The organism is Halonotius roseus (assembly GCF_006861655.1).
Classification (GTDB): domain Archaea; phylum Halobacteriota; class Halobacteria; order Halobacteriales; family Haloferacaceae; genus Halonotius; species Halonotius roseus.
The window spans coordinates 313,237-339,498 of record NZ_SESI01000001.1 but is presented as its reverse complement, the minus strand read 5'-3'; the positions used below and the strand labels follow the sequence as shown (position 1 = coordinate 339,498).

Sequence of the window (26,262 nt, the reverse complement as noted above, 5' to 3'; positions counted from 1 at the left end):
TCTCAGCAACATGTTGGCACCCACTAACGAAGTAGCTATGGCCTTGTTACAATCCGTATGTCGATCCGGCGGATTTCACTGATTGACTCCCACCCTGTCGCGTCGTTCTTTGTACTCGCATATGCCATCACCTGGAGTCTCTCCGCACCGGCTCTGTTCCTTGAGGAAAGTTGGAGCGCGTGGATACTCATCTATATTGGCAGTTTTGGGCCACCAGTAAGTGCTGCGTTGGTCACATGGGTGCGAGGTGATGATCTCAAGATCTGGGCCAGCCAGATCATCCGGTGGCGGGTCGGCTGGCCGTGGTGGGTTGCTGCCTTCGGTATCCCACTTGCTATCGTCGGGATCACCACGGCTCTTCTCGTTGTCATCGGCGGCCCGGTTGATCTCGCCCAGCCCGCACAATCGCCGGTGTTGATCGCGATCGTCTTTCTGTTCGGACTGACGGTCAGCGGTGGATTAAACGAAGAACCGGGGTGGCGAGGGTTCGCACAACCGTACCTCAATGACCGGTTCAGCGCACTCACCGCGAGTCTCATCATCGGCGTGATTTGGGCGGGCTGGCATCTCCCCTACTTCGTGATCCCGTTTACCCCGCACTCATCGTTCACCTTTGCCAATCAACTCGGGTGGTTTCTCGGGATCATCTTGCTCTCGGTCATCCTTGGATGGGCCTACAACAATACGGGAAGCGTACTGATCGTGATGGTTCTTCATGCGATGGTAAACACGGCCGATATTCTGCTCCCACTGGCCCCTGATCAGCTTCTCATCGGTGGGGTTCCCAACGAAACCGCCATCACAACAATCACCGCGACACAGCTCGCAGTCCAACTACTCGTGGTCATCGCCATCGTGGCGTACTCTGGTTCGAAATCCTTGGCTCGCAAATCGATTCCGGGGAGAGCGTTTCTTACAGGGAATCGATAACACTCAGAAGATCCACCAGCAACGATCGATACTCGAAGAGACGCACGCTACCGCTAGGTTATCGAGGTGTGCCTCTCAGCTACAGACGAATGGGGTCGCCATTATTATCGGTCGCATTCGACAGGAGATAGCCACCAAACGCAGGCAACCACATGATGAGCGGATAGACGACCCATCGTTCAATTCCACCGGCACCCAGTGGCTCCAGTGGACTCGGCCCGCCGATAACCAATCCATAGAAGAAGACACTGAGAAGCACGAGTAGTGAGATTCCACCAAAGAGACCGCATAGAAAGGAAAACGGTCGAGCAACGACCCGAGCCGAAAGGGCGACCGTAATCCCGCCACTGAAGAACGTGAGCAGTGCGAATATCCCATGCCACGGTGTCACATTCCCCGGAAAGACGCCGACGCCGAAGGCACCGATACCAAACAGCCCAAGCGCAATCGGGAACCCACGACGATCCAAGCTCCGATACAGCAAGAAGGCTGCAAGCACCACTAACGCTCCCGTAAGCAACATTGTGGTGTTGAAGATCGTCGCAGATGGTTCCTGAATTACGGGATTCGGCGGGCGGGTCGATCCCAAGTCGCTGATATCCATTCTCGTTGAATAGTTGGGATAGAGAACCTCAGCCGTAATGATCCCCATGAGGCCACAGAACCCAGCAAGCGTGAGACTGAACCCCGCAGCTGTCGCGTCTGAAAATCCCAGTCGAGAGCGAATGGTATCAATACGGGTCATTTACATGTCTAGTTCTCTCAGCAGCAGCATAAACATAGAGTGCATAAATACCACTCTTGGAGGGAAATGACGGGCTCCTGCTTGTGCGGCCCCGACGACAGAACCACGAGCGAGATTGCGCCAGCCAAAGATCAACAAGAGCGCGTCGATCAGGATCTCCAACTCCCCGTTCCATATCCCGCTCCGCATACTCCCACTCGTTCAGCTCACGTTACTCTAAGCGACTGTCACCGTTGATTTCTACGGCCTAAATTGCCGTATCGCATGGGATCGAGTATCGTTCTGGCACGGATTCCTTTGGGTACGGCGGCGAAACTAACTCGCTCAGCCGTCGGATAATGTCGGAACCAATAGTTTTGCATCTAGAAATCAGCAGATATCTGAACGATAACCTGAACCGACTTTGGCGATACGTTCATTCCAGTCGCAGTCGAAATAGTTGCATGCCTGACAACGTGCTTGTCGCCTCCGACGGATCCCCACTCTCCGAGCGTGCGCTCATCTACGCGCTTGAGACCTTTCCGGATGCGACCTTCACGTCCATACATGTCATTGACCCGGTTGATTCGGTTATCGACGTGGAAGCCGGGGGGCTCTCTGTCGCAGAGGAGTGGTACGAGAACGCCCAAGACCGAGCGAACTCGATCCACACGAGCGACAGAGATATCGCAGCAGAGCACGCTGTCGAACTCGAAACCGTCACCGAAATCGGGAGGCCAGCAACCGAAATTCTGGACTACGCCGAAAATAACGATATCGACCAGATCGTTATTGGCAGCCACGGCCGATCGGGGCTCGATCGAATCCTCCTTGGGAGCGTCGCCGAGACGGTCACCCGCCGCGCGCAGATTCCGGTGGCGGTCATCGCATGATTGCTACTCGGTGGAACTGGGCCACGATACGGCATCCCTCGGCCCTGGACGACCACGCGCATAGATGGCTGATTGACGAATCAGTGCCGGCCCTCTGGCGCGATAGCGACGTGAATTGGAGGCACTGACCCCGTGGGCACCACTGACCCACCGACGCTTGCTACGTGTACGATCCACATCGAACGGCGAGGAGGGCGTGGTAAAGCGGGCGCACGCGCACTCGAACGACGGTTGCAGCGCACACCTGGAGTTCATGATGTCGATCTCTCGTTTCGAACGGAGAGCGCACGGATCTCCTACGATGAGAGTGTCACATCCGAAGCTGCGATCAGGCAATCAGTCCGCGAGCAAAACGTCACCCTCCAAGACCAGACTGACGCGAGGACGGATGAGGTCAGCACCCGCTCGGATCTCAGGCGAGAGGTGGTGTTTGTCGGCCTGACGCTACTCGGCATGCTGGCCGGCGTCGCAACCGGCTGGCTCGATGGCCCGCGACCGCTGCTATGGGCCAGTTACAGCGTCGCCTACGGGTTTGGCGGCTGGTACGGGCTCATGGGAGCCATCGATACCCTGCGCGATCGTGCGGTCGATATCGACCTGTTGATGATCGTCGCCGCCGTCGGTGCCCTCTCGATTGGAGCCCCATTCGAAGGTGCGATGCTCCTCTTTCTGTTCTCACTGTCGAACACGCTCCAACACTACGCGATCGGTCGGTCGCGTCGGGCGATCAAGTCCCTCGTCGAGATGCGACCGGATGAAGCGCAGGTTCTGCGTGACGGTGTGGAAGTGACCGTTCCGATCGACGAGGTGGCCGTCGGAGACGTGTTCGTTGTTCGTCCCGGCGAGAAGATTCCGCTCGACGGTATCGTTACCTCAGGTGAGAGTACGGTCGATCAAGCATCACTGACCGGCGAATCCATCCCTGTGCCAAAGGAGCCTGGCGATGAGGTGTTCGGCGGCACGATCAACGAGAGCGGGAGCCTCGAAATTGAGGTCACACGACAGGCTCACGATTCGGCGATCAGCCGACTTATTCATATGGTCGAGCGTGCCCAAAGCGAGAAAGCCCCAACACAACGGTTGATCGATCGGCTCGAACAACCGTATGTTCTCGGCGTCTTCGGACTCACAATTGCGGCGATCACAATCCCCCTCGCGCTTGGGAGCGAGTTCACCAGCACGTTCTACCGCGCGATGACGCTCATGGTCGCTGCCTCGCCGTGTGCGGTCATCATCTCGACGCCCGCAGCAGTCCTCTCCGCAATCGCCTCCGGAGGGAGGCAGGGAGTGCTGTTCAAGGGTGGCGAACATGTCGAGACCGCGGCGCGCATTGATGCGGTTGCCTTCGATAAGACTGGCACACTCACACAGGGCGACACCCAGCTGACCGACGTGCTCGTTCGTGACGGGACAGGGGATCAGACACTGACCGAGGACGGACTCCTCTCCATCGCGGCCGCGGTGCAGGCGCGTTCAGAACACCATCTCGCTCGGGCGACCGTGCAGGCGGCAAACGATCGGTCACTCGATATCCCTGATGCGGAGCGATTCCAGTCGGTCGCCGGGAAGGGGGTCAAAGCAGCTGTCGACGGTCGAACGATACATATTGGGAATCGCAGCTACTTCGAGACCGTCCTCGGAGACGCGGCCATCGATGGGCTTGAACCTGGCCTCGACCGTCTCCGGACGTTAGAGGCAGAGGGGAAAACGAGCGTCCTCGTTGCCAGAGAGAGTCAGAGCGAAGTCAGCGTCGTCGGGTGGCTCGCGTTTACCGATACCGTTCGCCCAGGTGCTGCCGAGATGATCGAGGATCTCCGCTCGCTTGGGGTGGAGCATATCGTTATGCTGACCGGCGACAACGAGCGTGTTGCACAGCGGATCGCCGACGAGGTCGGCATCGATGAAGTCCAGGCAGAACTGCTGCCGGAGGAGAAAGTGGCGACCATCGACGGACTGGTCGAGCAACACGAGAATGTGGCGATGGTCGGCGACGGTGTCAACGACGCCCCAGCACTCGCCACTGCAACCCTCGGGATTGCGATGGGCGGTGCCGGGACTGATGTCGCTCTCGACACTGCTGACGTGGTACTGATGGGCGATGATCTCAGTAAGATTCCCTACGTACTTGGGCTCGGCCGCCAGACCCGTCGAACACTCACGATCAATCTCGCCATTGCCTTCGGCGCGATTGCACTCATGGTCGGGACGATCTTCCTCCGCGGGATCCCACTCCCGCTTGCGGTTGTCGGTCACGAGGGCTCAACGGTCATCGTCTCACTGAACGGTCTTCGGTTACTCGGCTTTCGCAGCTAACCGCCTTTCAGCAACCGTGAATCCGAGATCTACAGGACGCTTCGCTCTTTTTTACTCCGGTAATTCCTTGATTTAATGACCATACGGCGCGGCCCCCCAATCGTCGAACGAATGGGTCGGCAAATCTGATTACCAGAAACGGCTAAGTAGATATTGTGGTGATTGGGCTGCTGCATTGCGGTTTACACGAACGAAGTGAGTGGATGGGTCAGGGCGGATTTGAACCGCCGGCCTGCTCCGTGTGAAGGAGCCGTCATAACCAGACTAGACCACCGACCCGGCGAAAGCAGCTACCTCTCGGCTGGACTTAAAGCCTTCTCTCCGGGCGACTCGTTGCGGCGCAAAACGAACCGGAACCGACCGTCAGGCAGCGGCGTCGCCGTCGCCGCCACGGTAGTTGTCGACGCGCTGTTTCGCGTCGCTTGCGGTTTCGACGACGCGCTCGGTCGACCGCTTGGCGGCGACGCGGGCCTTCTCGGCCGGCGTTTCCGGCGTCGGCTCCGGAACCTCTCGGCCCAACCGCCGTCGAACCCGCCGAACGACCGGCGAGAGTTCCTCGCGGATGCCACGGTTGAGGTGCGATGCGGCTTGGGTGAGGTAGTATCGAGTATCACTGAAGTGTTTGTTCATATCTGTCCTTTCGTCGCCAACAGATATAGCTCTTGTGTCCTTCTCATAACAACAGTTTTGTGCTTCCGGGCGGTCTGCCCATCCCCGCTACCCCGTTCGGGCGTTTGCTTTTAGGTTTACCTAAACCGAAACCTATACAATGGTTTAGGCAAACCTAAATATACGGCCGGCGACGGAGCCGCTTCCGTTGTGGCCGGATTGCACCGCTTCCGTCGTGTCACCGACGGCATCGTTGGCATCATCCGTTTGCGACGACCGCATCCGCCCGTCTGTCCCGTCGGTCGTCGCCCGCTTCGGTTCCTGATGCGTGATTCTCCTCAGTAGCTTGGCGACTCCTCCGGCACCCCATCGCGGGCGTTGACCAGCCGCGCGAAGGTAAACAGCGCGTCGGATAAGCGATTCAGATACACCAACGCCTCGGCGTTGATCGGCTCGTTGTTGGCGAGTTCGACCGCCCGCCGCTCGGCGCGCCGGGTCACCGACCGGGCGTGGTGGAGGGCGGCACCGCTGTCGCTCCCGCCTGGGAGGATGAACTCCGTGAGTGGCTCAAGCTCCTCGTCGGCGGTATCGATCCAGTTCTCGATCTCTTCGACGTGTTCCTCGTCGATCGCCGGTTCGTCGGACTCCGGCATCGAGAACTCCGCCTGAATGATGTGGAGGTGGTTCTGGACGCCGGCCAGCCAGTCGTCGATATCGTCGTAGCCGGTCGGCCGCGCCCGGCCGATCAGCGAGTTGGCCTCGTCGACAACGCCGTAGGCCTCGATCCGGACGTTCGTTTTCGACACCCGGGAGCGATCCCGCAGATCTGTCAGCCCCTCGTCGCCGCGGCCGGTGTAGATCGTCATGCGAGACTCCGTTCGATGAACGTGAGGATGTTCTCGCTTTCGGCCATCGTCACGCCGCGAGCCTCGTCGACGATGACGGGGACGCCGCGCTGGCCGCTGACGCGTTTGACCTCGTTGCGATCGGAGTGGAGCGGGTCAGTCCAGATCGTCTCGTAGTCGATATCGTTGTCGTTGAGGGCGTCGTGGACGTTTTCGCAGTACGGACAGCCATCGAGCGCGTACAGGGTAACCATACCTTGCGTTTGGGTTCAGCAGCCAAGTAGCTTGGTGCCGCTTCGATCACTCGCTTTGGTGCCGCGGTCGCGCGCCGCGACCGAAACCCCGATGTCGATCACGCGCCGAAGGCCGGTATGCACGTCGTCGTCAACGCCGCGATGAGCGTCGATGGCAAACTCGCCTCCCACCGCCGGGAGCAGCTCGCCATCAGCGGCCCCGAGGATTTCGACCGCGTCGACCGGATTCGGGCCGCCGCCGACGGCGTCATGGTCGGCGTCGGCACCGTGCTGGCCGACGACCCCCACCTCACTCTCGATGTGACCGACCGCCGTGTGCAGCGGCAGCGACACGGCCGGCCGGGCAACCCAGCCCGCGTCGTCGCCGACTCGACAGCGCGCACGCCGCCAGATGCCAGAGTCCTCGACGACGAGGCGACAACCTACGTGCTCGTCGCCGACGCCGCGCCCGAAGACCGGCGGGCCGCGCTGGCCGACGCAGGCGCGGAGATCATCGTCGCTGGCGACGACCGCGTCGATCTCGCGGCCGGGGTCGACCGCCTCGCTGACGAGGGGATCGAACGGCTGATGATCGAGGGCGGCGGCGAGCTCATCTTTTCGGCCTTCGACGCCGGGCTCGTCGACGAGCTTTCCGTCTTTGTGGGCTCGCAGCTCATCGGCGGCCGGGACGCGCCGACGCTGGCCGACGGCGACGGCTTCACCGAGGAGTTCCCCGCGCTCACGCTCGATGATATCGAGCGATTGGATGACGGCGTGGTGTTGGAATACACGGTCGAAGGCTGAGCAGACCGTCGAGCGGTTCGGTTGTGTGAGCTGTCAGCATCGCCCCTTCATGCTTATATGTAATGCTACCGAAGAAGGTAATATGAGCCAAGCAGCCACCGAGCCGATCCACGTCACGGACAGCGACCACTTCGAGAAACTGATCGCCGACAACGATGTCGTCCTCGTCGACTACTACGCCGACTGGTGTGGGCCCTGCAAGATGCTGGCCCCCACCGTCGAGGAGCTGGCCGCCGAAAGCGACGCGGCGGTACTCAAAGTCGACATCGACGAGCTCCAAGAACTCGCCAGCGAAAAGGGGATCCGAAGCGTCCCTACCATCGAGTTCTACCACAACGGCGAGGCCGCCGACCGCGTTGTCGGCGTCCAGGACAAGGCCGACCTCCAGGCGGCCCTCGACGAACTGCGCGCGTAAGCGACCCCGCAACATCGAGTCGGGCACCCCTCTTCGGTGATATCGTCGTGGATCACGGACTATCTTTTGTTGCGTGTTACCACACAGTCAACCTCAGCCCCAGAAGGCTGTGAACTGGCTATCGAGATACTCCGGTGTGAGTCGCCGGAACTCCGCACGCTCCTGTTCCGCGAAGAACGGCGCGACCGACCGCGGTTTGTCGGGGAGGTACCGCTCGCCGACGAGGATCCGCACGCCGCGCTCCTCGGGCCCGCGCAGGACGCGACCGATCGCCTGCCGCACCTGCCGGACCGCGGGCACCGTCAGCGCGTACTCGAAGGCGTTGTCGCTCCCAAACCGGTCGCCGTAGGCGTGTCGCACCGCCTGCACGCGCGGGGAGCCGATGTTGACCAGCGGGATCCCGAAGACGGCGCAGGTATGCAGCTCCTCGCCCTCGTAGTCGACGCCCTCGGTCAGCGTCCCGCGCGTGCTCGTCACCAACACCGCGTGGTCGTCGTCGACGAACCCCTCGCGGAGCGCGTGGGTCGTCTCGTGGCTCGATGATTCGTCGAGATACACTGGTTTGTCGATCTCCTCGCGGAGCCGGCCCGCGGCCCACTTCGCTTCGGCGTAGTTGGGGTAACACAGCAGGATATTCCCGTAACTCCGGGCGATCTCGCGGGCAACGTAGGCGTAGCGATCCCGCGTTGCGTTGTCGGGGCCGGTCGGGTCGCCGCGGTTCCGGGCGGTGAAGGGTTCCACGTCGACGATCCAGCTTTCGCGGTTGGCTTCGGGAAACGCGAGGTCGTAGCTGCGGCGGTCGACGCGGCGGGGCGGTCGGTCGTCGCCCCCGCCGGTTGGGTTGCCGCCGGTTTTGTCGCCCCTGCCAGCCGTGTCGTCGCCGGCTGTGTTGCCCCCTGCCGCGACCGACGACAGCCCGCTGACCGCCTCGAACACGTCCAGCGGTTCCAGCGTCGCGCTCATGAGCACGCCGCCGCCAAACTCGCCTAAGATCTCGCCCACCTGTTCGGCCGGGATACAGTTGTACATCACCAGCGAGGCGTTGTAGGCGGTTCGCCACTTGGGGTCGAGACGATCTCTGTCGGCGTCGGTCGGCTCCAGCGTGATCTCCCGGAAGAAGGCGGTGTGATCCCGCGTCCACCACTGCCCGAAGCGCGCGCCGACAGCAGTACACACACAGTCGCGGTCGACGCCGAGTTGCGAGAGGGCGTCCTCGACCGCACTCCCGACCGTCCCGAGCGTCCGAAAGAACGCGCCATCGTAGCCCGCACTTTCGGCCCATTCGGTGAAGCTGTCGCGCTCGTCGGTTTCTGGATCGCGGAGTTCGATCTCGATTCGATCCTCGGGGAGGTCGTCGGGATAGCCGGCCGCATAGCCGTCGAACCGCTCGGCCAACGCGTTGTCGACGTGGTCGTCGAGCCACGCGACCGCTTCGCTGTAGAACGTTCGGGCCTGTTCGACTGCCTCGTAGGGCACGTCGTGTTCAGCGAGGTGCTTTTCGACCAGTTCCTTGTTGTCGGGGTGTTGGCTGGCGCGATCCAGCAATTCGCCGAGATCGCGCTGGGCCTGTGTGAGCGTCACGCGGCCGACCGTGTCGCTGACGAGATCGCGGACGCGCTCCTCGATCCGGTGGGCCTCATCAAGAATCACGAGCGTGCGCTCGTCGAGAATCGGCTCGGTCAGATTACGAGTGCGGCTGTCGAAGAGGTGGTTGTAGTTACCGATGACGACATCGGCGTGTTCCAGCAGGACGCCCATCGCGCGGTGGGGGCAGGTGCCGGCCTCGACCGAGGCGGGGAGAAACTCCTCGGTCGACAGCACGTGATCGACGCCCTGCTCGAAGCCGACTGGCGATCCCTTGTCGCGGGCGTACCAGTCGGCCTCGAAGGGGCAGTACAGCGGCGTCGATTCCCCCTCGGTCATCGATTCGGGCGCGGCCGGCTGGGCGGTGCCGTAGGGCGCGCTCGCGCCGGCCGTTTTCAGGGGATTTGCGTCGACATCGCCGCTGGATTGCTGGGCGGCGTGGAGATCCTGCTGGGCCGTTTGGACGAGTTCGAGTGCGCGCTCGGTGTCCCACCACTGTTCGGTATCCTCACGGCCGGCGGTGAGGCGGGCCGCCGGCTCGGGCGCGTCAGCGTCGTCGCCGCCGACCGCGCCGGCAACGCTGCCCAGCAGTTGTGAGGCGATCGATGATTGCGTTGTCGCCTCGCCCGCGCCGTCATTGTCGTCGGCGCGAATGAGATCAGCCGTCGAGTCTCGTAGGTCTTCACACCGATCGTGAACGCTTGCGTCGTCCGGAAACAGATCTTCGCGGCCGTAGGGACAGAGATCGGTTTTGCCGACGAGTGCGACGCCGGCCAGCGGGGTGTCGACGCCGCGGTTGATCGTCCGGAGGTCGTCGATGAACTGCTGGCGTTGCTGTTTGACCGGCGTGGCGACGAAGACGTTGTCGAAGCTGTCGGTCTCACGGAGGAGGGTCGCTGCCGCGGTCAGCGCGGCCATCGTCTTTCCGGTGCCGCAGGGGCCCTCCATGGCGAGATAGCCACGGTCGCCGACTGTCTCGATGGCCTGCTCGATCGCGTCGGCTTGGTTTTCGTAGGGCGACTCGAAGCCGAAATACGGCTCCCAGTCCGGGGCGGACTCGCGTGTCACATCCTCAGTTGCGTGGCGATCAGGTTTCAACCCTTGCTGTTCGGTCACCCACGCAGCGTTTCGACCAGCTGGTGAGGGAACGGATCAGCGTTGGTCAGCACGGCCAGCTCCGTACGTCCAGTTTTGACGATATCCGCACTCTGGAACCGCTCTTCTACCTTCTCGCCGACCGAGTTGGCGAATCTGAACCCATCACGGGCGGTCTGCAGCCGGAAGCCGTAGTAGACGGTCATCGGATACGCCTCGTGATCCGGCGTCATCACGTCGGCGAAGAAGCCGCCGATCGTCTGATCATCGAACTCGACTTTGAGCTGGTAGGCCGGCTGAATGATCTGTTTGGCGGTCATCATCCCACCGCCTTGGCGTTCGTCGCGGTCGAACGTTTTGCCGATCTTAAGGCCGGTTTTGATCGGGAGGAGGCCGGCGTGGTGAGATAACGGTGAACAGCGAACTCGGTTGCTGGTGACTTGGCAGTCGTCCGGGACACCGCTGCCGCCAAAGGCGACTTCCAGTGGGCATGCCCCGTCGTTGCCGTTGGGGGACGCAGATCCGGACATACGTATGTATTTAAATCTGATTGTTCATTAGTTTATCTTATTTTTGTTGACAGTAGCTCTGGGGCGGTTCAAAAAACGAAACAGAAATCCGCTCGCCTACAGGAACTCTTCGATCGCCTCGGCGACCTCGCTGGGCGTGTCGGCGACCGGGACGCCGGCGTCGTTGAGCGCGCTGATCTTCGAGTCGGCGGTGCCGGTGCCGGAGCCCGAGACGATGGCACCCGCATGCCCCATCCGCTTGCCCGGCGGCGCGGTGCGCCCGGCGATGAAGCCCGCGACCGGGGTATCCATGTTCTCAGCGATGTATTTCGCGGCTTGCTCCTCGTCCTCGCCGCCGATCTCCCCGCACATGGCGATCGCGTCGGTTTCAGGGTCGGCCTCGAAGGCCTCCAGCGCGTCGATGAAGGAGGTGCCGATGATCGGGTCGCCGCCGATGCCGATGGCGGTCGTCTGGCCGATGCCGCGGTCGGTAAGGTTCGAGACGACCTGGTAGGTCAGGGTGCCTGAGCGGGAGACGAGGCCGACGTTACCGGCCTCGAAGATGTTGCCCGGCAGGATACCGAGTTTGGCCTCGCCCGGTGTGATGATCCCCGGACAATTTGGTCCGATCAGGTTCGTGTCGACCTCGGTGAGTCGCTTGTTCACCTTCGCCATGTCCTGGGTCGGAATCCCTTCGGTGATGGCAACGACGAGATCGAGGTTGGTGTCGAGGGCCTCGAAGACCGCGTCGCCGGCGAACGCCGGGGGGACGAAGACGACCGAGGCGTTTGCGTCCTCGGCGTCGACGGCCTCATCGACGGTGTCGTAGACCGGGACGCCGGCGACCTCTTGGCCGCCCTTCCCCGGCACCGCGCCGGCGACGACGTTGGTGCCGTACTCGAGCATCTGCTCGGTGTGGAACTTCCCTTCGCCGCCGGTGATGCCCTGCACGACGACGCGGGTGTCATTATCGACAAACACGCTCATTGGGCCACCTCCTCGGCGTTGGCAACAGCGCGTTGGACGGCGTCTTCGAGCGTTGCTTCGACCTGCACGAGGTCGGTGTTGAGGATTTCCATCCCCTCCTCGGCGTTGGTGCCGGCGAGTCGGACGACGACCGGTTTCGGGATCTCGTCGAAGTCTTCGAGCGCTTCGTTGATTCCCTTGGCGACCTCATCGCCGCGGGTGATCCCGCCGAAGATGTTGAACACGACGCTATCGACGTTCTCGTCGGAGAAGACCATATCGAGGGCGTTGCCGATGCGGTCGGCCTTCGCGCCGCCGCCGACGTCGAGGAAGTTCGCGGGCGTGCCGCCGTAGTAGTCGACGAGGTCGAGCGTCGCCATCACGAGGCCCGCGCCGTTGCCGATGATGCCGGTGTTGCCCGACAAGCGGACGTAATCAAAGCCGTATTCGCCGGCCTTGCGTTCGAGGTCGTTCTGGTAGGAGTCCTCCTCCATCTCGGCGAGATCGGGCTGCCGAAAGAGGGCGTCCTCGTCGATGTTCATGACCGCGTCGGCGGCGATCACGTCGTCGTCGCTGGTGATCATGACGGGGTTGATCTCGATGTCGCTGGCGTCGTTGGCCTCGTAGAGTTCGTAGAGCGTCGAGAGGATTGAGGACACATCGCGGGCGTACTCGGCGGGGACACCGGCGTCGTAGACGACCTTCCGCGCTTGGTAAGGATGGAGTCCGAACGCGGGGTCGATGTGCTCTTGGGCGATCGCGTCGGGGTCGTCTTCGGCGACGGCCTCGATATCGACGCCACCCTTCGTGGAGACCATGGCGACGGGTTCGCCCTCGCCGCGGTCCATCGTCACGCCGACGTAGTATTCGTCGACGAAATCGACGCCCTGTTCGACGAGCACGCGGTCGACGGTGTAGCCTTTGAGATCCATCCCGAGGATGGAGTCGGCGGCCTCGCGGGCTTCCTCGCGGCTCGTTGCGATCTTGATGCCGCCGGCTTTGCCGCGGCCGCCGACGTGGACTTGTGCTTTGACGGCCGCTGGGTAGCCGATCTCGTCGACTGCGTCGAGAACCCCATCGACGCTGTCGGCAAGTTGCGATTCCGGTACCGGAATCCCAGCTTCTGCGAAGATCTCCTTCGCTTGATACTCGTGAAGTCTCATACGTGTCTACGCGGGTCGGACTGACGGTTAAATCCGCTCATTTACGGCGAGTTGGTTGACACCTCGAAACCCAACCCCTACGGTGTGTTGACAGTTGCGCGGCCGACGCCGACCAACCCGATGGCGACGCCGAGCGCGGTCAGCCCGACGCCGCCGGTGATCAGCGGCTGGAGGGCGAACGTGTTGCAGCCGTCGGTGTAGCTGACGGTGAGTGAGTCGATATCGACGCCCTCCAGCGCGTAGCGTGGCTCATGGTCGGGGCAGGCCACGTCGGTGCCGCCGGCGGCCGGACCGAAGAGAACGGCCGTCAGCAACACGACCGCGAGCCCGAGCGTCCCACAGAGGAGGCCAACGCGTTGCAGTCCCATATCGGCCACTGACACCGGTGGCGTATATCGCTGGCGGGCGTCGCCGCGGGCTCACGGTGTCACAAAAAGAAAGGACTAATGTAATCGCCAGCCCGAGTTGCGAGTGCAGTCCCGTGGTGTAGTGGCCAATCATATGGGCCTTTGGAGCCTATGACGGCGGTTCGAATCCGCCCGGGACTATCTTCTGCGAGCGATAGCGAGCAGTAGTCGTCACGACGCGGATTCGGAGCAGGGAGTGACGCGAACAGCGTGAGCGAAACGACCGTGGTTCGAATCCGCCCGACGTTGTTGTGAAACTGAGCATCGGCGTCACGGTAGTGTTCAGATAAACAGCTTTGCAGAGTGATTGGTGTAGAAAGCCCTCGCCGCTCTCGACTCCCGCGGCTCGCTGCGCTCCTCGCTCACTGCGTTCGCTGTGGTGCTTGTGTCGCCGAGGTTCGTCGAGCGGGCGGCCGGCGTTGCCGGCCGCCGAAAACGTGGCGGCTTCGCCGCCACGCGCGTCTCGCCCTTTCAGTCCACCAGGAAGTCGGTTGATCGGCTGATCAGCCCACTTGATTGGGTGCTCTTATCTGAACACCGCCGGCGTCACAACAGCGACCAGCCGCCACAACGATCGATCTGGGCTGTCATCGATCAAAACGGACGGCTAGCCCACACGCATTCTGGCCAATAAACGGTATTAACCGTCCTCCCAACAGTAGATGTATCGCACACATGGCGTGACGGCAGCCCGACGCCTGCCCCGCCATCCTCTCGATGAACCGAAACGAACTGCTGGTCGTCGTAATCGCCGTCGGGCTAATGGCGATTCCGGTCTCGGTGATCTCCTACTCCGTTATCACGAACACGACCGTCGACGATCTGACTTACGAGACCGACACCGGCCTTGAGGTCACAGCGACCGACGCCCAGGTGTTTGAGTCGCCGCCGGTCGTCGGCAACGACACCTGGACGAGCGGCCCACTCCGGCTCAGCAGCGACGGCCCATCGTCGGCGACCGTCAGCGACGCCGCCTTCGACCGATCGACGGTCGGCCTCGAATCGGTCGACGCGACACGCAACCCCGTCACCGTCAACCGAAGCGATATCGGGGCCGTCGAACTCGACGGTCGATTCGATCAGTTCTCGACGCCCGGCATCGACACAACCGACGACGAACCCGATCTCAGCTACCGAGCCAACGAGAACGTGACCATCTCGATCAGTGGCGTCCCGACCGACACCGGCGTCGCCGCCGTCGACGAAGGCCGGGTCGTCGCCACCGACACCGCCCCGAACCCCCAGGGCACAGCGACGTTCCGGGATCTCCCGAGCGGCCAGCAGGCGATCCGGGTGGCGGAGATCCCCTCGGAGCTATCGATCCGGGATGTCACCGACGGCTCGCTGATCGACGGCAGCGCGGTCGATGTGTCACTCACCCCAGTCGGGGCCACCGAGCCGAGCACCCAGCAGACGACCAGCGACGGCACGATCAACATGACCGGGCTGCCGATCAACGAGCGGTTTGCCGCCGATCTCTCCTCGGAGGGCGACTACTACGACCGCCGCGTCCGGCTGCCGGCCCGGATCGACCAGCAGCCGACCTATCTGCTGCCGGATGACGACACGGTGGCAGCGGTGTCGCCACGGCTGACGCTGGATGATCGAACCGGCCGGTTCGACGAACAGGGGTCTGAGATCCGGCTCCAGCGGCCGGTGCCGACAGCGACCGGAACCGCGTACCGAACCGTTGCCGGCGACCGCCTCGGCGACGACGGCTTCCAGACCGCACTCCAGCGCAACCAACGATATCGCGTCATCATTGTCGATCCGACCGTCGGCCAAACGTACGTCAGCAGCCTCACCCCCCGGACGAGCGAGCCGACCGCGGTGCCGATCGAGGATATCCGGTACAACACCACCGAATCCATCGATGGGCTCAACATCTCGACGGCTTATCGGAGCCACGAGGACGGCGACAGGCTTGCGGTCAACCTCTCGAACGTGCGATCCGCTGACCTGTCGATCAGCGAGGCGGGCAACGCCTCGAATCTACTCCTTGACGACAGCTACGATCAAAATGTAACCGCCGACGTGCCGGTGCCCGAGGAGAACACGGACGCAAACTGGAACGCCGACTACGAGGCGACGACAACGAACGACGCGACGATCAGCGGCCAGCAGACGATCCGCAACCCAGCACGCCAACAACAACGGGAGGCGGTCGTCCGGGCGATCCTGTCCATTCTCTTGGTGGTCGTCCTCGGTAGTGTCGCCATGCGCGTCACGCCGGCGTTGGGTGGTGTGGTGATCAGCATCACCGCCGGACTGCTCTGGCTCGCCGGCTGGCTGCCGCCGGAGGCCGGACTCCCATCGATCGCGGTCGGTGTGGTGATCGGTGTGTTAGGCGTTATCTCCGGCTCGCGGCGATCGCTGTGATCGGGATTACTCCGCCGGCAACAGCCGGAGGATCGGCGCGTCGCCGGCATCGACAGCGACGTATAACGCGCCGTCGGGGCCGACGACCACGTCCCGAATCCGCGAACCGCGGTCGGCCAACAACGGTTCTTCCTCGCGTACGTCGTCGCCATCGACCACCAGATGAACGACGCGCTGGGTGACCAAACCGCCGACGAAGAGGTCGCCCTGCCACTCCGGGATCGCATCGCCGTCGTAGAATGCCATCCCGCTTGGCGCGGGGCCGTTCTCGCCGCAGGGCCAGCCGAAGACCGGCGCGATCACGTCCTCGCGGTCGTCGTGGCCAACGCCGATCGGCTGGCCGGTGCCGTAGGTACAGCCCTCGTCGGCGACCGGCCAGCCGTAGTTGCCGCCGCGCTCGATAATGTTGATCTCGTCGCCGTCGGACTCGCCGAACTCGCTTTCCCAGATCGCGCCCGTCTCGGGATGTACGTCGAGGCCCTGTGCGTTCCGGTGGCCGTAGCTGTAGATCGCGTCCCGCGCATCGGCGTCGCCGACGAAGGGGTTGTCGTCGGAGATCGAGCCATCCGGTCGCAGGCGGAGCGTCGTTCCGAGATCATTGCTCCGATCCTGGGCGACATGGTTGGGGCCGAAGTTCTTGAACTGGCGATCGCCAACAGTCATGTAGAGATAGTCGTCGGCCCCAAAGGCGACGCGGGAGCCGTAGTGCCCCGAGGAATCGACCGCCGGTTCGGCGGTGTACAGCGTCTCGAAGTCGGTCAGTCGATCGCCTCCGGCGGCGAGTCGTCCGCGGCCGAGCCGGGTCGTCGTTGTGTTGCCTCCGGCGTCGATCGCGTAGGTGAGATAGACCCACGTGTCGTCGGGCCCCCACGCCACATCGAGGAGGCCGCCCTGTCCGCCGGCGTCAACCGCGGGGACGCCGGTGATCTCGGTTGCTGTGCCGGCGTCGGGATCGACCCGTTGGAGGCGACCCGGATCGCGCTCGGTGACCAACAGCGCGTCGTCGGGGCCACCGACCGCCAGCCCCCACGGATGGGTGAGCCCGTCGACAACCGTTTCGACGGCGAGATCCGAGCGACTTGATCCACCCGCTGACCCGCCGAGACAGCCGCCAACCGTGCCGGCACCGACCGCGCCAACGGCCGACAGATAGCTGCGTCGATCCATACCAGTCGTATCGGGCGTCTCGGGCAAAACGACACCGGCTCCGCAGAAGGCGACCAATCAGCGGGAGCTGTTTTAGGTTAGACAAAATTTTATTTCTAACTCACAAACGTTCTTTACGATCCGCTGTGAACACTGAGGTATGAGCTTCTTGGCCGATCTAGCGCTCGTCTTCGTCGCCGGGCTGTTGACGGCGTTGGCGACCGGGCTTGGGGCGATCCCGTTTTTCTTCATCGAGGAGTTCAGCGACCGCTGGAACGTCGCGCTGTGGGGGATCGCCTCGGGGATCATGGTCGCCGCATCACTGTTCGGTCTGGTCAACGAGGGGTTGGCCTACGCTGGCGCGGGGGTGCCGACGCTCATGATCGGCGGCTTGCTCGCGGGGGTCGTTCTCGTCGAGGTCGCCGACCGCGTGCTTGATGCGACCGATGTTGGTGGCGACGATGGCCACGACCACGGACAGGCCCACGAGGCTGCGACCCACAGCCACGATCACCCGATCGATGTCGAAGCCGTCGCCGAGGGCGACCTCAAGAAACTCGTGTTGATTCTCGGGATTCTGACCGTCCACAGCTTTCCGGAGGGTGTCGCTGTCGGCGTCTCCTTTGCGGAACTCGGCTTAGAGGGTGGGGTCGGCGTGCTCGGGGTTTCTGTGCCACTGCTGGCCGTCTTCATGACGATCGCCATCTCGATCCACAACATCCCCGAGGGCACCGCCATCGCCATCCCAATGCGGGCGATGGGCCTCTCAAAGTGGCGGATGGTCGGCGCGGCCGTCTTTTCGAGTCTGCCCCAGCCGATCGGCGCGGTCATCGCCTTCGCGTTCGTCACCTGGGCCGAATCGTTCCTACCCTTTGGCTTTGGCTTTGCTGCCGGCGCGATGATCTATCTCGTGCTCACGGAGTTCATCCCGGAGGCGGTGGCCACCGGCGTCGACCTCCCCCGTCGCGGCTACGGCGAGTTGGCGACCGGGATCGCTGCCGGCGTGTTGTTGATGCTCCCGTTGTTGTACGTCTAACCGCCGATCGCTGCCGCTGTCGGCCTCCCCGACCCTCGTCTGGTTCGCACAACTGTTTTGATCCCTGTTGCCGATAAGTCGATATCGATGAACACGTTCCAAAAGATCGGCTTGGCGATTGTGGGGCTCATCCTGCTGTTTCTGCTGATCGGCATGGCCCTCGAAATCCCGCTGTGAGCGGTTGATGACGCCCGCCGATTAGGCCGTATCTTCGATCGTCGAGGTTTCGGTGTTGCCGTCGGCGTCAGTGCCGGTGACGGTGAGGGTGTACAACACCCCGCTTTGGATCGTGTACCCCGAGTTGGGATCGATCGTCTCCGCCGGGTTGCCGTTCGGATTGTAGCGGTTGGTTGCGGCGAAGCTGACCGTTTTTTGGCCGACGATCGTCCCGCCCGAGCCACCTTCCCGCACCTCGTAGGCGACCTCCACGAGATCATCGTCGCCGTCGTCGTCGCGGATATCGACGCTTTTGATCTCGAAGACGTTCCCCTGATTGCCCTGGGGTGGAGCCGCGGTGAACTCCTGATCTCGAACGGGCTTTTGGATCCGGATCGCGCCGGCGACGTTGCCGGCTTCGGCCGTCACGCTCCCGGTTGTGTCGATGGCAACGGCGGTGCTTGCCACCCCGATGCTGTAGCCGAGCGTCCCCGTGTTCGTGGCACTCAGATCGACCGTCCCGCTGTTGCCGGCCGCGAGGGTGAACACGACCGTACAGCCGGAGGTGCCGTTCGGGCCGTAGAGCGTCCCGTCACCACAGCTATCGAGCGTGATGGTGTAGGTCGCCGTCTCGGCGGTGTTGTTCGTGATCGTCACCATCGGCTCGCGGGCGTTCTTTTTCACCGGGCCGCGGTCGACGATCCCGACCAGGGCGGTCGTGTTGTCGACGGCGATCCCGAAAGGGCGCCTGGTCTCGACCTGATCGAAAGCTCCCGAGGTGCCCACGCCCAGCAGGACACCGCCGGCGATCAGCCCGAGGGCTGCCCGTCGGGTGAGATGCATATCCCTGCCGTGTCTGTGATCTCTGGACATCTTACGCTCCCGCCCCACCACGGCTCTGGAACCCCCCAGCCCGCGTTCTGCCCACCAACCTGCGCTGTCGAACCGTGTGGTGGGGTCGATTCATACGGTAAGTAGGCACCCTATACCCTTAGTCTCACGCACCCTACCGACCTCGCTGAAGCGTGCTGACCCCGCCAAAGTGTGCCGACCGTCGGCAGGCACTGCCTGCTCGCCCGCTCACCAGTCCTTCGGCGATCGATCCCGCCAAAACTCCCCGCTCGGGGCGTCGGGTTTGAACCGCGCGAGCCAGATCGGCGTCTCCGCGCCCTTCTCGGGTGTTCGTGGCGCGCTGCCGTCGGTCATGTCGGTCTGGACGTAGCCCGGACAGACCGAGTTGGCGAGCAACCCCTTGTTCCCGTACTCACCGTCGAGATACCGGGTCAGCCCGTTGAGCCCGGTTTTCGAGATCCGGTAGGCCGGCATCCCGCCGGACTGCGGTTCGGTGATCGCGCCCAACCCCGAGGAGACGTTGACGACGCGGGGGCCGGGCTGTGGCAACAGCAGATCGAGGGCGTGTTTCGTGAGGTGGATCGGGCCATGGAGATTCGTCGAAAGCGTCTGCTCGATGGTCGCCTCGCTCATCTCGGCCAGCGACTCGCGGCTGTCCATGACCCCGGCGTTGTTGACGAGGATATCCAGGTGGCCGGCCTCGTCGCTGATGCGGTCGATGGCGGCGACACGCTCGGCGTCGACTGTCACGTCGAGTTCGACTGCTTCCCGGTCGTCGTTGGTGATGTCGTCGGTGTCTCGCGCGCCGGCGTACACCGTCGCGCCATGGTCGACGAGCCCGTCGGCGATGCGTTTGCCGATCCCGCGGGTCGCGCCGGTGACCAGCGCGACCTGTCCGTCCAGCGAATCGTAGAGTGGTACGTCCATACACGCCTGACGGTCACCACGAGCAAAAACATCGCGCCGGCTGCGAGCCGGCGACTTACTCGACGTTCGAGACGGCCGCTTCCACGTAGTCGACGGCCGCCGCGGGTGTTGCGACGTGTTCGATCCCGTCCACGCTGTCGACGCGGTGGGTGTCGAGGCCGGCGACCGGCTTGTCGAGCGCGCGGGCGTGACCGAGTTCCGAGAGCGTTCCCGGCCCGCCGTCGACGGCGATGACGGCGTCGCCGTTCATGACGACAATCGGGTTCCGGGCGTGGTTGAGATCGGTCGCAATCGCGGTGTCGACGTAGGCGTTGGCCCCGTCCGGGTCGCCGCCCGGCAGGATGCCGATAGTGTGGCCGCCAGCCTCGCTGGCTCCGCGGCAGACAGCTTCCATGACGCCGCCGAGGCCGCCACAGACGACCGCGTGGCCGTGGTCGGCGAGTCGTTCGCCCAGTTCCTCGGCGACCCCGTCGGTCGCGCTGTCGACGCTGCTGCCGCCGATGACGCTAACGCGCATATCGTCCACTCGGCGACCCGCATCCTCGGTGTTTCGGTTCGGGTTCGACTGCGCCTACTTAGAAACGTCGTCGACGCGGTCGGCTCAGGGTTTGACGAGCACCTTCACGGCTTTGCGGTTGTCCATCGCTTCGTAGCCCTCGGGCACGCCGTCGAGATCGACTTCTTTGGTGAAGATCGGCGACGGATCGAGCGTTCCCTGCAACACGTCGGCCATCAACTCCTCGGCGTAGGCGCGAACCGGTGCGACGCCGCCGTTGAGGGTGACGTTCGCCCGGAAGAACGGTGACAGATCGAGGCCGTCGCCGAGGCCGTGCGGCACGCCGACGTAGCCGACGGTGCCGCCGGGGCGGGCGACGCCGATGGCGGTCTCCATCGAGGAGGTCGCACCGACGCATTCCAGCACGTGGTTGACGCCCCCGTTCGTGAGTTCCTGGACGCGTTCGATGGCCTCGTCGCCGCGCTCGCTCACGAGGTCGGTCGCACCGAACTCCTCGGCGATTTCGAGCCGATCATCATGGTGGCCCATAGCGATGATCCGCTCGGCACCGAGTCGCTGGGCCGCCAGCACGCCACAGAGGCCGACCGCGCCATCGCCGATGACTGCACAGGTCGATCCGGCGTCGACGCCCGCGCTGACGGCGGCGTGGTGGCCGGTTCCCATCACATCGGTCAGCGGGAGCAGCGAGCGCAGGGTGTCCTCGTCGTCGGCGTGGCGGTCGGGAACGCGGACGAGCGTGCCGTCGGCTTCGGGACAGCGGACGTACTCGCCCTGCGCGCCGCCGTTGTCGCCGCTCCAGCTGGCTTGGTTGACACACGACGTGTGGAGGCCCTTCCGGCAGAACTCACAGCGGCCACAGCTGATGAAAAACGGCGCGAGCACGCGGTCGCCGGGTTCGACGGAGACAACGCTATCTCCGACTTCTTCGACGACGCCCATCGGTTCGTGGCCGACCCGGGAGGGCACGTCGCGGTCGGTTTCGCCGCGGTAAAACCAGAGATCCGAGCCACAGATCGCGGTGTGGGTGACGCGAACGATCGCGCCGCGGTCGCCGTCGAGTTCGGGTTCAGAAACGGATTCGACGCGGATGTCGCCGGGGCCGTGGTAGGTCGCTGCGCGCATACCAAAGCGGGGGCCTCACCGGACAAAAACCCATCTCTCGCTTTGAGGAGGGCTGATAGCCATTTTTATGACCCCACAAACAGTGGTACAGTTGTGACATCATCACTATTGTTACAGGTGCCGACCAGCGTGGATGGCTTCCTCGCACAGTACGGAAACGTCGTCGTTGACTTTGCGATCACTGTCGTCACGTTCCTCGTGACGTTCCTGTTGCTGTATAAGATCGGGAAATCGGTGCTCGTCCGGGCAGTCAAACGCGGGCTCAACGCTCGCCAGTTCTCCTCGGCGGTCGTCAGCCTTGGCTCCAGTATCGCGGCTGTCATCGCCGTGCTTGGCGCGGTCGCTATCGCCGCAACGGTCTCTGGCTTCCCGGCGATCCTCTCGGCGTTTGCGACGATTGCCGGCGCGCTCGCCTTGGGCGTCGCCTTCGCCGCGGGCGACATCATCGAGAACTTTGTCGCGGGCATCTTCATCCTCAAGGACAAACCGTTCACCGTCGGCGACTACATCGAGTGGGACGGCAACAACGGCATCGTCCGCGAGATCAACCTCCGCGTCTCGAAACTTGACACGTTCAACAACGAGCAGATCACCGTGCCAAACGGCGATCTCGCCAGCGCGGTCGTGATGAACCCCGTCGCCAACGACACCCGACGGCTCACCTTCGATTTCGGCATCGAGTACGACGCGAGCATGAAAGACGCCCGCGAGATCATCATCGATGAGGCCAGCAAGATCGAGGGTGTCCTTGCGGATCCGGCTCCCGCGGCACCGGTCACGGGCCTTGCTGACTCCGCGGTCGTCCTGAACGGTCGGCTCTGGATCAACCCCTCGGAAACGGGTGCTGGTGGCGTCAAAAACCAGTGGATCGAAAACGTCAAACGCCGCTTCGACGCCGAAGGGATCGGCATGCCGTACCCCTACACGGAGCTCACCGGCGAGATCGATGTCAACACCCGCGACATCGAGGCTGCTCCTGCCGACGACTGATCGCCGCACTTCCCTCAGTCGTCCCATCCACGTCGGTCACGCGACCGACAGCATGGCATCGCCGCGAACTGATCGTATCGCCTGACCGGCACACCGCCTGATCGGCACGCCGCCCGCCTGTATCAGGCCGGGCTGCCGTGGCGGTACTTCTATTATGATCGGTCGACGACGCGTTACCGAGGACATCTATGGAAATCTCAGAGCAACTCCTCTGTCTGTTCAGCGCGTCTGTGACCGAATCCGAGGATGGGTATACTATCGAGGTGCCGAAACGCGAGGTCGACACCGGCGAGATCACGGTCGGCGAGACCTACCGGGTGGCGTTGATCGATGACACCGCCGCGGCGTCGACGACGATCGAGGACTCCTCGACGGCCGACGGCGACAGCGACGAACCCCAGCCGCCGGTCGAACCCGGCGAGCTCCGGTACGTCGAGATCGAGGATATCGGCAAGCAGGGCGACGGGATCGCCCGCGTCGAGCGCGGCTACGTGATCATCGTTCCTGGCGGCGAGATCGGCGAGCGCGTCAAGATCGAGGTCTCGGAGGTCAAATCCAACTTTGCGGTCGGCGAGATCATCGAAGAAGACTTCTAGCGACGCGCCGGCTGATCGGTGTTACTCGACAACCCAGTAGGAGACCGACGCCACACGGTCGCCGACAGCCGTCGAGCCGATCGCCCGATCGAGCTTGCGGAACGGACGGGCGATCCGCGTCGGCAGACTTCGGTAGAATCCATACGGGAGGACGAAATCGTGCTGGGCGTCGATGAGTTCGACCCCGGCGTCGGCCAGCAGGCTCTCGACGCCCTGCCGGGAGTAGAGCCGCGACCCCATCGGTAACAGCCAGTTGTACAGCACGCGGCTGCTTTCGAGATTGAACGTATCGAACAGCACCGGCCCCGCCGACACGCGGGTAAGCTCCCGGAGGAACGTCACCGGCCGGTCGGCGAGATGGAAAAATCGCATGGCGAAGACGGCATCGAAATGGTCGTCAGGAAACGGCAGCCGTGCCGCGTCGCCACGGATGAACTCCACGGTGTCGTCGACGCCGACCGCCTGTGCCTTGTCGCGGCCTTGTGCCAACATCGCATCCGACACGTCGAGGCCGACGATATCGGCTCCCAGCTGTGCCATCATGACCGTAAACCGGCCGGTGCCGCAGGCGACCTCCAAGATCTCCTTGTCGGCGACCGGCCCGAGGGCGTTGCGAACGGCCGTTTTCTCGCGGCGATCGATGAACTGCCCGCCAGCCGAAAATCGCTTGTCGTCGTAGGCCTCGGCGATCTCGTCGGCCTGATACCACTCGGTGCCTTTCACGCTGACGACAACTGCTCACCCGAGGGATAAAACCGTACTGGATATGCCCCACCGACGTGATCGCGGCACGCCCTCCGTCGATTGTGCGCTCACCCACAGCCGGCCGGAATCCCACGTTCGTGACCTTATACAATATATATTAACCGACGACATATGAAGCCAACCTTTACCATCGCCCCCGGCGGCCACAGAGGTATGAGCACTAGTCCGGTTGAGGCCAACGATCCAGTTCGACTCTCAGAATCCGAGTTCCGCGAGCGGCTCCGGGAGCTGCCGCCGAGCGCGAAGCTCATCGCCAAGGTGCTTGAAGGCGAGGAGCCGCTGTCGCAGGGCGAGCTCGCCGAGGAGTCGTTGCTCCCGGATCGAACGGTGCGATACGCGCTCAACCGGCTGGAGGAATCCGAGCTGATCGGGTCCCGATACAGCTTCAAGGACGCCCGGAAACAGGTGTACTACCGCAATACATAGCCGCGAGCTACCACACCTCCTCCGTCCGGCTGATCACCTCTTTTATATAGCAGCCGGTGTAGTACACCGGATATGGATCTCTCGGTCGTCGTCCCGACGCTCAACGGACGCGACCAGCTGCGGGGCTGTCTCGATGCCGTCGCCGAACAGGCCCCCGACGCGGAGCTCATCGTCGTCAACGGCCCCTCGGCAGACGGCACAACCGGGATGGTCACCGACCGCGACGACGTGGACGTGCTCATCGAGGTCGCCTCCCGGACAGTCACCGTCGCCCGTAACGCCGGCATCGACGCCGCCAGCGGCGATGTGATCGCCTTCCTCGGCGACGACCTCCGGGTTGAATCCGACTGGCTGACCGCGGTCGTCGACGGGCTGACCGAGGCCCCGGTCGTCACCGGCCCAACCCACCGAACGCTTCGGGGCGGTGTGGCGACCGAATCGACCGAGCAGGTGACGATCTCCGGGCGGGCGGTCACCGCGATCGCCGGCCACAACGTGGCCTTTCAGCGGCAGGTGTTGGACGATATCGACGGCTTCGACGAATATCTCGAAACCGGTGGCGCGTGGGATGTGGCCCATCGGCTGGCCGCCAACGACCGCGCCGTGGCGTGGCGACCCGAGATGAGCGTCCGCCGGGAGCTTGAAGCCGACGGCGGGCGCGCCGACCGCGATTGGGGGTGGACGTATCGGGCGTTGGCCTACCGGCTGGTGAAAAACTACGGGCTTCGCCCGACGGTTGCCCGCCGGACGCTGTCACACGCCGCGAGCGACGCGATCACCGCCGCCCGCGACGTGGTTCGCGGCGATGCCGAGCCGACGACGTGGTTCGGCACCGGCCGCCGCGTCCTCACCGGGATCGCTACCGGCGGCTCCGATGGCCTCGTGGCGCGGGCCCGCGATCGAAGCGACGCGCGCAACCCACACGGTCTCTCGAAACGGGCCGATCGGGCGGTGACGAAATACGAGCTGGGCACCGATCCCGATCGATAGCTCGACCGGCGATCGATCGGTGGTCAGCTGTCGGCTCCGGCAGCAAAGCCGGGGACGAGCCGGCTTGGATTCCGGTTGAAAACGCGTCGCATCGCATCCTCCGGGAGATCCAGCGTCAGGATCTCCATGACGGCGACGTTCGGGTGGATCTCCGGTGTGCCGCTGCCGAAGATGATCCGGTCGGGATGCTCTTGCAGGCCGCGTTCCAGCAGCTCCCGGGAGCGTACCGCACAGGTGTCGAGATAGAGGTGGTCGTACTCATCGAGCAGTGCGAGGGCGGTCTCCATCCGTGATTCGGCCATCGGGTAGCCGCCGAAGCCCGCGAGGACGACGGGATAGCCGTCGGTGAGAAGCGTGTCGGCGGCCGCTGACGGTGGGAATCCTTCTCGGCAGTAGACGATCACCGGGAGGTCGACAGCGGCAAGCTCCTCGCGCACCGGCTCCTTCGGCAGGCCGTCGTGGATCGGATCGAGCACGAAGCCATGGAATCGGTCGTCGTAGGCGTACTGCTCGATATCGCCCGGGCGGGTGTGGTGGGTCTCCCGTGGCGCGTAGATGTTGCGGAACGTCGAGATCGGGCTTTCGGCGGCCGCAAGCGGGCCGTTGAGCCGCGCGAAGGCGAGAAACGGGCGGTCGACGCTGAGCCGCGCCACGGCGTTGTTCGCCCGGACATAGCCGATGTCGCGCGGCCGCTGGGTCGGCGAGACGGCCGTCCGGACGACGCCGGCCTGGTGGCACTCCCGTTCGAGTCGGTCGGGGCCCACGTTGCGCCCGTGGGTGGAGACTGCCACCTCGTCGTGGTCGAGATGCCCGTGGATGTCGACCACGCGAAACCCGTGTTCCAACTCAAGCATTGTCTGAGCCTTACCG

At 63.7% G+C, this 26,262-nt stretch carries 27 protein-coding genes and 2 tRNA genes; 12 read left to right on the top strand and 17 right to left on the bottom strand.

All coding sequences use genetic code 11. The features are described 5' to 3' along the window. Positions 1 to 57 precede the first annotated feature (57 nt). Positions 58 to 930 (top strand): CPBP family intramembrane glutamic endopeptidase, encoded by an 873-nt coding sequence (locus EWF95_RS01860; RefSeq protein WP_142442314.1) that lies wholly within the window; start codon positions 58 to 60, stop codon positions 928 to 930. 79 nt (positions 931 to 1,009) lie between these two features. On the opposite strand, the gene EWF95_RS01855 is transcribed toward EWF95_RS01860, so the two are convergent. Next, positions 1,010 to 1,675, bottom strand: coding sequence for a DUF998 domain-containing protein (locus EWF95_RS01855; protein WP_142442313.1), 666 nt, complete (start codon positions 1,673 to 1,675; stop codon positions 1,010 to 1,012). A gap of 443 nt (positions 1,676 to 2,118) precedes the next feature. On the opposite strand from EWF95_RS01855, the gene EWF95_RS01850 reads away from it, so the two are divergent. Both EWF95_RS01850 and EWF95_RS01845 read left to right on the top strand, forming a co-directional pair. Further along, positions 2,119 to 2,547, top strand: coding sequence for a universal stress protein (locus tag EWF95_RS01850; protein ID WP_142442311.1), 429 nt, complete (start codon positions 2,119 to 2,121; stop codon positions 2,545 to 2,547). Positions 2,548 to 2,679: 132 nt separating this feature from the next. Then, entirely contained in the window at positions 2,680 to 4,860 is a 2,181-nt protein-coding gene (locus EWF95_RS01845; protein ID WP_142442309.1) for a heavy metal translocating P-type ATPase, read from the top strand. A gap of 204 nt (positions 4,861 to 5,064) precedes the next feature. Here EWF95_RS01845 and EWF95_RS01840 read toward each other — a convergent pair. The 4 genes from EWF95_RS01840 to EWF95_RS01825 all read right to left on the bottom strand — a co-directional run bounded on the left by EWF95_RS01840 (position 5,065) and on the right by EWF95_RS01825 (position 6,568). Next, positions 5,065 to 5,139 (bottom strand) — tRNA-Val (locus tag EWF95_RS01840). 84 nt (positions 5,140 to 5,223) lie between these two features. Next, positions 5,224 to 5,490, bottom strand: a complete 267-nt coding sequence (locus EWF95_RS01835; protein WP_142442307.1) for a DUF7553 family protein — start codon at positions 5,488 to 5,490, stop codon at positions 5,224 to 5,226. A 317-nt stretch (positions 5,491 to 5,807) separates the two neighbouring features. Further along, on the bottom strand, positions 5,808 to 6,335 hold the full coding sequence (locus EWF95_RS01830) for a cob(I)yrinic acid a,c-diamide adenosyltransferase (protein WP_142442305.1): 528 nt from the start codon (positions 6,333 to 6,335) through the stop codon (positions 5,808 to 5,810). Then, on the bottom strand, positions 6,332 to 6,568 hold the full coding sequence (locus tag EWF95_RS01825) for a glutaredoxin family protein (RefSeq protein WP_142442303.1): 237 nt from the start codon (positions 6,566 to 6,568) through the stop codon (positions 6,332 to 6,334). Before EWF95_RS01825 ends, EWF95_RS01830 begins: the two co-directional genes overlap by 4 nt. Before the next feature lie 117 nt (positions 6,569 to 6,685). On the opposite strand from EWF95_RS01825, the gene EWF95_RS01820 reads away from it, so the two are divergent. Next, positions 6,686 to 7,351 carry a 2,5-diamino-6-(ribosylamino)-4(3H)-pyrimidinone 5'-phosphate reductase gene (locus EWF95_RS01820; RefSeq protein ID WP_142442301.1) on the top strand — a complete coding sequence of 222 codons (666 nt, stop codon included), beginning with the start codon at positions 6,686 to 6,688 and terminating at the stop codon, positions 7,349 to 7,351. A gap of 82 nt (positions 7,352 to 7,433) precedes the next feature. Beyond that, the gene (gene trxA / locus EWF95_RS01815) at positions 7,434 to 7,766 is read left to right on the top strand and encodes a thioredoxin (protein ID WP_142442298.1); all 333 of its coding nucleotides are present in this window, start codon (positions 7,434 to 7,436) and stop codon (positions 7,764 to 7,766) included. A gap of 93 nt (positions 7,767 to 7,859) precedes the next feature. Here trxA and EWF95_RS01810 read toward each other — a convergent pair whose 3' ends face one another. The 5 genes from EWF95_RS01810 to EWF95_RS01790 all read right to left on the bottom strand — a co-directional run bounded on the left by EWF95_RS01810 (position 7,860) and on the right by EWF95_RS01790 (position 13,451). Next, the gene (locus tag EWF95_RS01810) at positions 7,860 to 10,418 is read right to left on the bottom strand and encodes an ATP-dependent DNA helicase (RefSeq protein ID WP_221886603.1); all 2,559 of its coding nucleotides are present in this window, start codon (positions 10,416 to 10,418) and stop codon (positions 7,860 to 7,862) included. Between the two features lie 44 nt (positions 10,419 to 10,462). After that, positions 10,463 to 10,975, bottom strand: a complete 513-nt coding sequence (locus EWF95_RS01805) for a hypothetical protein (protein ID WP_142442297.1) — start codon at positions 10,973 to 10,975, stop codon at positions 10,463 to 10,465. Positions 10,976 to 11,071: 96 nt separating this feature from the next. After that, positions 11,072 to 11,941, bottom strand: coding sequence for a succinate--CoA ligase subunit alpha (sucD, locus tag EWF95_RS01800; RefSeq protein ID WP_142442295.1), 870 nt, complete (start codon positions 11,939 to 11,941; stop codon positions 11,072 to 11,074). Then, a complete protein-coding gene (sucC, locus tag EWF95_RS01795; protein WP_142442293.1) occupies positions 11,938 to 13,083 on the bottom strand; it encodes an ADP-forming succinate--CoA ligase subunit beta in 1,146 nt (381 codons plus the stop codon). Before sucC ends, sucD begins: the two co-directional genes overlap by 4 nt. 77 nt (positions 13,084 to 13,160) lie before the next feature. Next, positions 13,161 to 13,451, bottom strand: a complete 291-nt coding sequence (locus EWF95_RS01790) for a hypothetical protein (RefSeq protein WP_142442291.1) — start codon at positions 13,449 to 13,451, stop codon at positions 13,161 to 13,163. Between the two features lie 107 nt (positions 13,452 to 13,558). On the opposite strand from EWF95_RS01790, the gene EWF95_RS01785 reads away from it, so the two are divergent. After that, positions 13,559 to 13,631: transfer RNA gene (locus EWF95_RS01785), tRNA-Gln, on the top strand. A gap of 576 nt (positions 13,632 to 14,207) precedes the next feature. Then, entirely contained in the window at positions 14,208 to 15,869 is a 1,662-nt protein-coding gene (locus EWF95_RS01780) for a hypothetical protein (protein ID WP_142442290.1), read from the top strand. A gap of 6 nt (positions 15,870 to 15,875) precedes the next feature. On the opposite strand, the gene EWF95_RS01775 is transcribed toward EWF95_RS01780, so the two are convergent. After that, positions 15,876 to 17,036, bottom strand: a complete 1,161-nt coding sequence (locus EWF95_RS01775) for a PQQ-dependent sugar dehydrogenase (RefSeq protein WP_142442289.1) — start codon at positions 17,034 to 17,036, stop codon at positions 15,876 to 15,878. Between the two features lie 139 nt (positions 17,037 to 17,175). Between EWF95_RS01775 and EWF95_RS01770 the strand changes: the two genes are divergently transcribed. Continuing rightward, on the top strand, positions 17,176 to 18,051 hold the full coding sequence (locus tag EWF95_RS01770; protein WP_142442287.1) for a ZIP family metal transporter: 876 nt from the start codon (positions 17,176 to 17,178) through the stop codon (positions 18,049 to 18,051). A gap of 198 nt (positions 18,052 to 18,249) precedes the next feature. Here EWF95_RS01770 and EWF95_RS01765 read toward each other — a convergent pair whose 3' ends face one another. From EWF95_RS01765 to EWF95_RS01750, 4 genes are all read right to left on the bottom strand, one after another. Beyond that, the gene (locus EWF95_RS01765) at positions 18,250 to 19,050 is read right to left on the bottom strand and encodes a hypothetical protein (protein ID WP_142442285.1); all 801 of its coding nucleotides are present in this window, start codon (positions 19,048 to 19,050) and stop codon (positions 18,250 to 18,252) included. Positions 19,051 to 19,287: 237 nt separating this feature from the next. Then, a complete protein-coding gene (locus tag EWF95_RS01760; RefSeq protein ID WP_142442283.1) occupies positions 19,288 to 19,986 on the bottom strand; it encodes an SDR family NAD(P)-dependent oxidoreductase in 699 nt (232 codons plus the stop codon). 55 nt (positions 19,987 to 20,041) lie between these two features. Beyond that, entirely contained in the window at positions 20,042 to 20,503 is a 462-nt protein-coding gene (locus tag EWF95_RS01755) for a TIGR00725 family protein (RefSeq protein ID WP_142442281.1), read from the bottom strand. 84 nt (positions 20,504 to 20,587) lie between these two features. Beyond that, positions 20,588 to 21,625: a zinc-dependent alcohol dehydrogenase family protein gene (locus EWF95_RS01750; RefSeq protein ID WP_142442279.1), complete on the bottom strand. Its 1,038-nt coding sequence runs from the start codon at positions 21,623 to 21,625 to the stop codon at positions 20,588 to 20,590. A gap of 93 nt (positions 21,626 to 21,718) precedes the next feature. On the opposite strand from EWF95_RS01750, the gene EWF95_RS01745 reads away from it, so the two are divergent. Then, positions 21,719 to 22,615 (top strand): mechanosensitive ion channel family protein, encoded by an 897-nt coding sequence (locus tag EWF95_RS01745; protein ID WP_246055610.1) that lies wholly within the window; start codon positions 21,719 to 21,721, stop codon positions 22,613 to 22,615. A 188-nt stretch (positions 22,616 to 22,803) separates the two neighbouring features. Next, on the top strand, positions 22,804 to 23,211 hold the full coding sequence (locus tag EWF95_RS01740) for a TRAM domain-containing protein (protein ID WP_142442278.1): 408 nt from the start codon (positions 22,804 to 22,806) through the stop codon (positions 23,209 to 23,211). Positions 23,212 to 23,232: 21 nt separating this feature from the next. On the opposite strand, the gene EWF95_RS01735 is transcribed toward EWF95_RS01740, so the two are convergent. Beyond that, the gene (locus tag EWF95_RS01735; protein ID WP_142442277.1) at positions 23,233 to 23,934 is read right to left on the bottom strand and encodes a class I SAM-dependent methyltransferase; all 702 of its coding nucleotides are present in this window, start codon (positions 23,932 to 23,934) and stop codon (positions 23,233 to 23,235) included. A 195-nt stretch (positions 23,935 to 24,129) separates the two neighbouring features. On the opposite strand from EWF95_RS01735, the gene EWF95_RS01730 reads away from it, so the two are divergent. Then, entirely contained in the window at positions 24,130 to 24,402 is a 273-nt protein-coding gene (locus EWF95_RS01730; RefSeq protein WP_142442276.1) for a MarR family transcriptional regulator, read from the top strand. A gap of 72 nt (positions 24,403 to 24,474) precedes the next feature. Continuing rightward, positions 24,475 to 25,392 carry a glycosyltransferase family 2 protein gene (locus EWF95_RS01725; protein ID WP_142442274.1) on the top strand — a complete coding sequence of 306 codons (918 nt, stop codon included), beginning with the start codon at positions 24,475 to 24,477 and terminating at the stop codon, positions 25,390 to 25,392. Positions 25,393 to 25,415: 23 nt separating this feature from the next. On the opposite strand, the gene EWF95_RS01720 is transcribed toward EWF95_RS01725, so the two are convergent. After that, the gene (locus EWF95_RS01720) at positions 25,416 to 26,246 is read right to left on the bottom strand and encodes an amidohydrolase family protein (RefSeq protein ID WP_142442272.1); all 831 of its coding nucleotides are present in this window, start codon (positions 26,244 to 26,246) and stop codon (positions 25,416 to 25,418) included. Positions 26,247 to 26,262 lie beyond the last annotated feature (16 nt).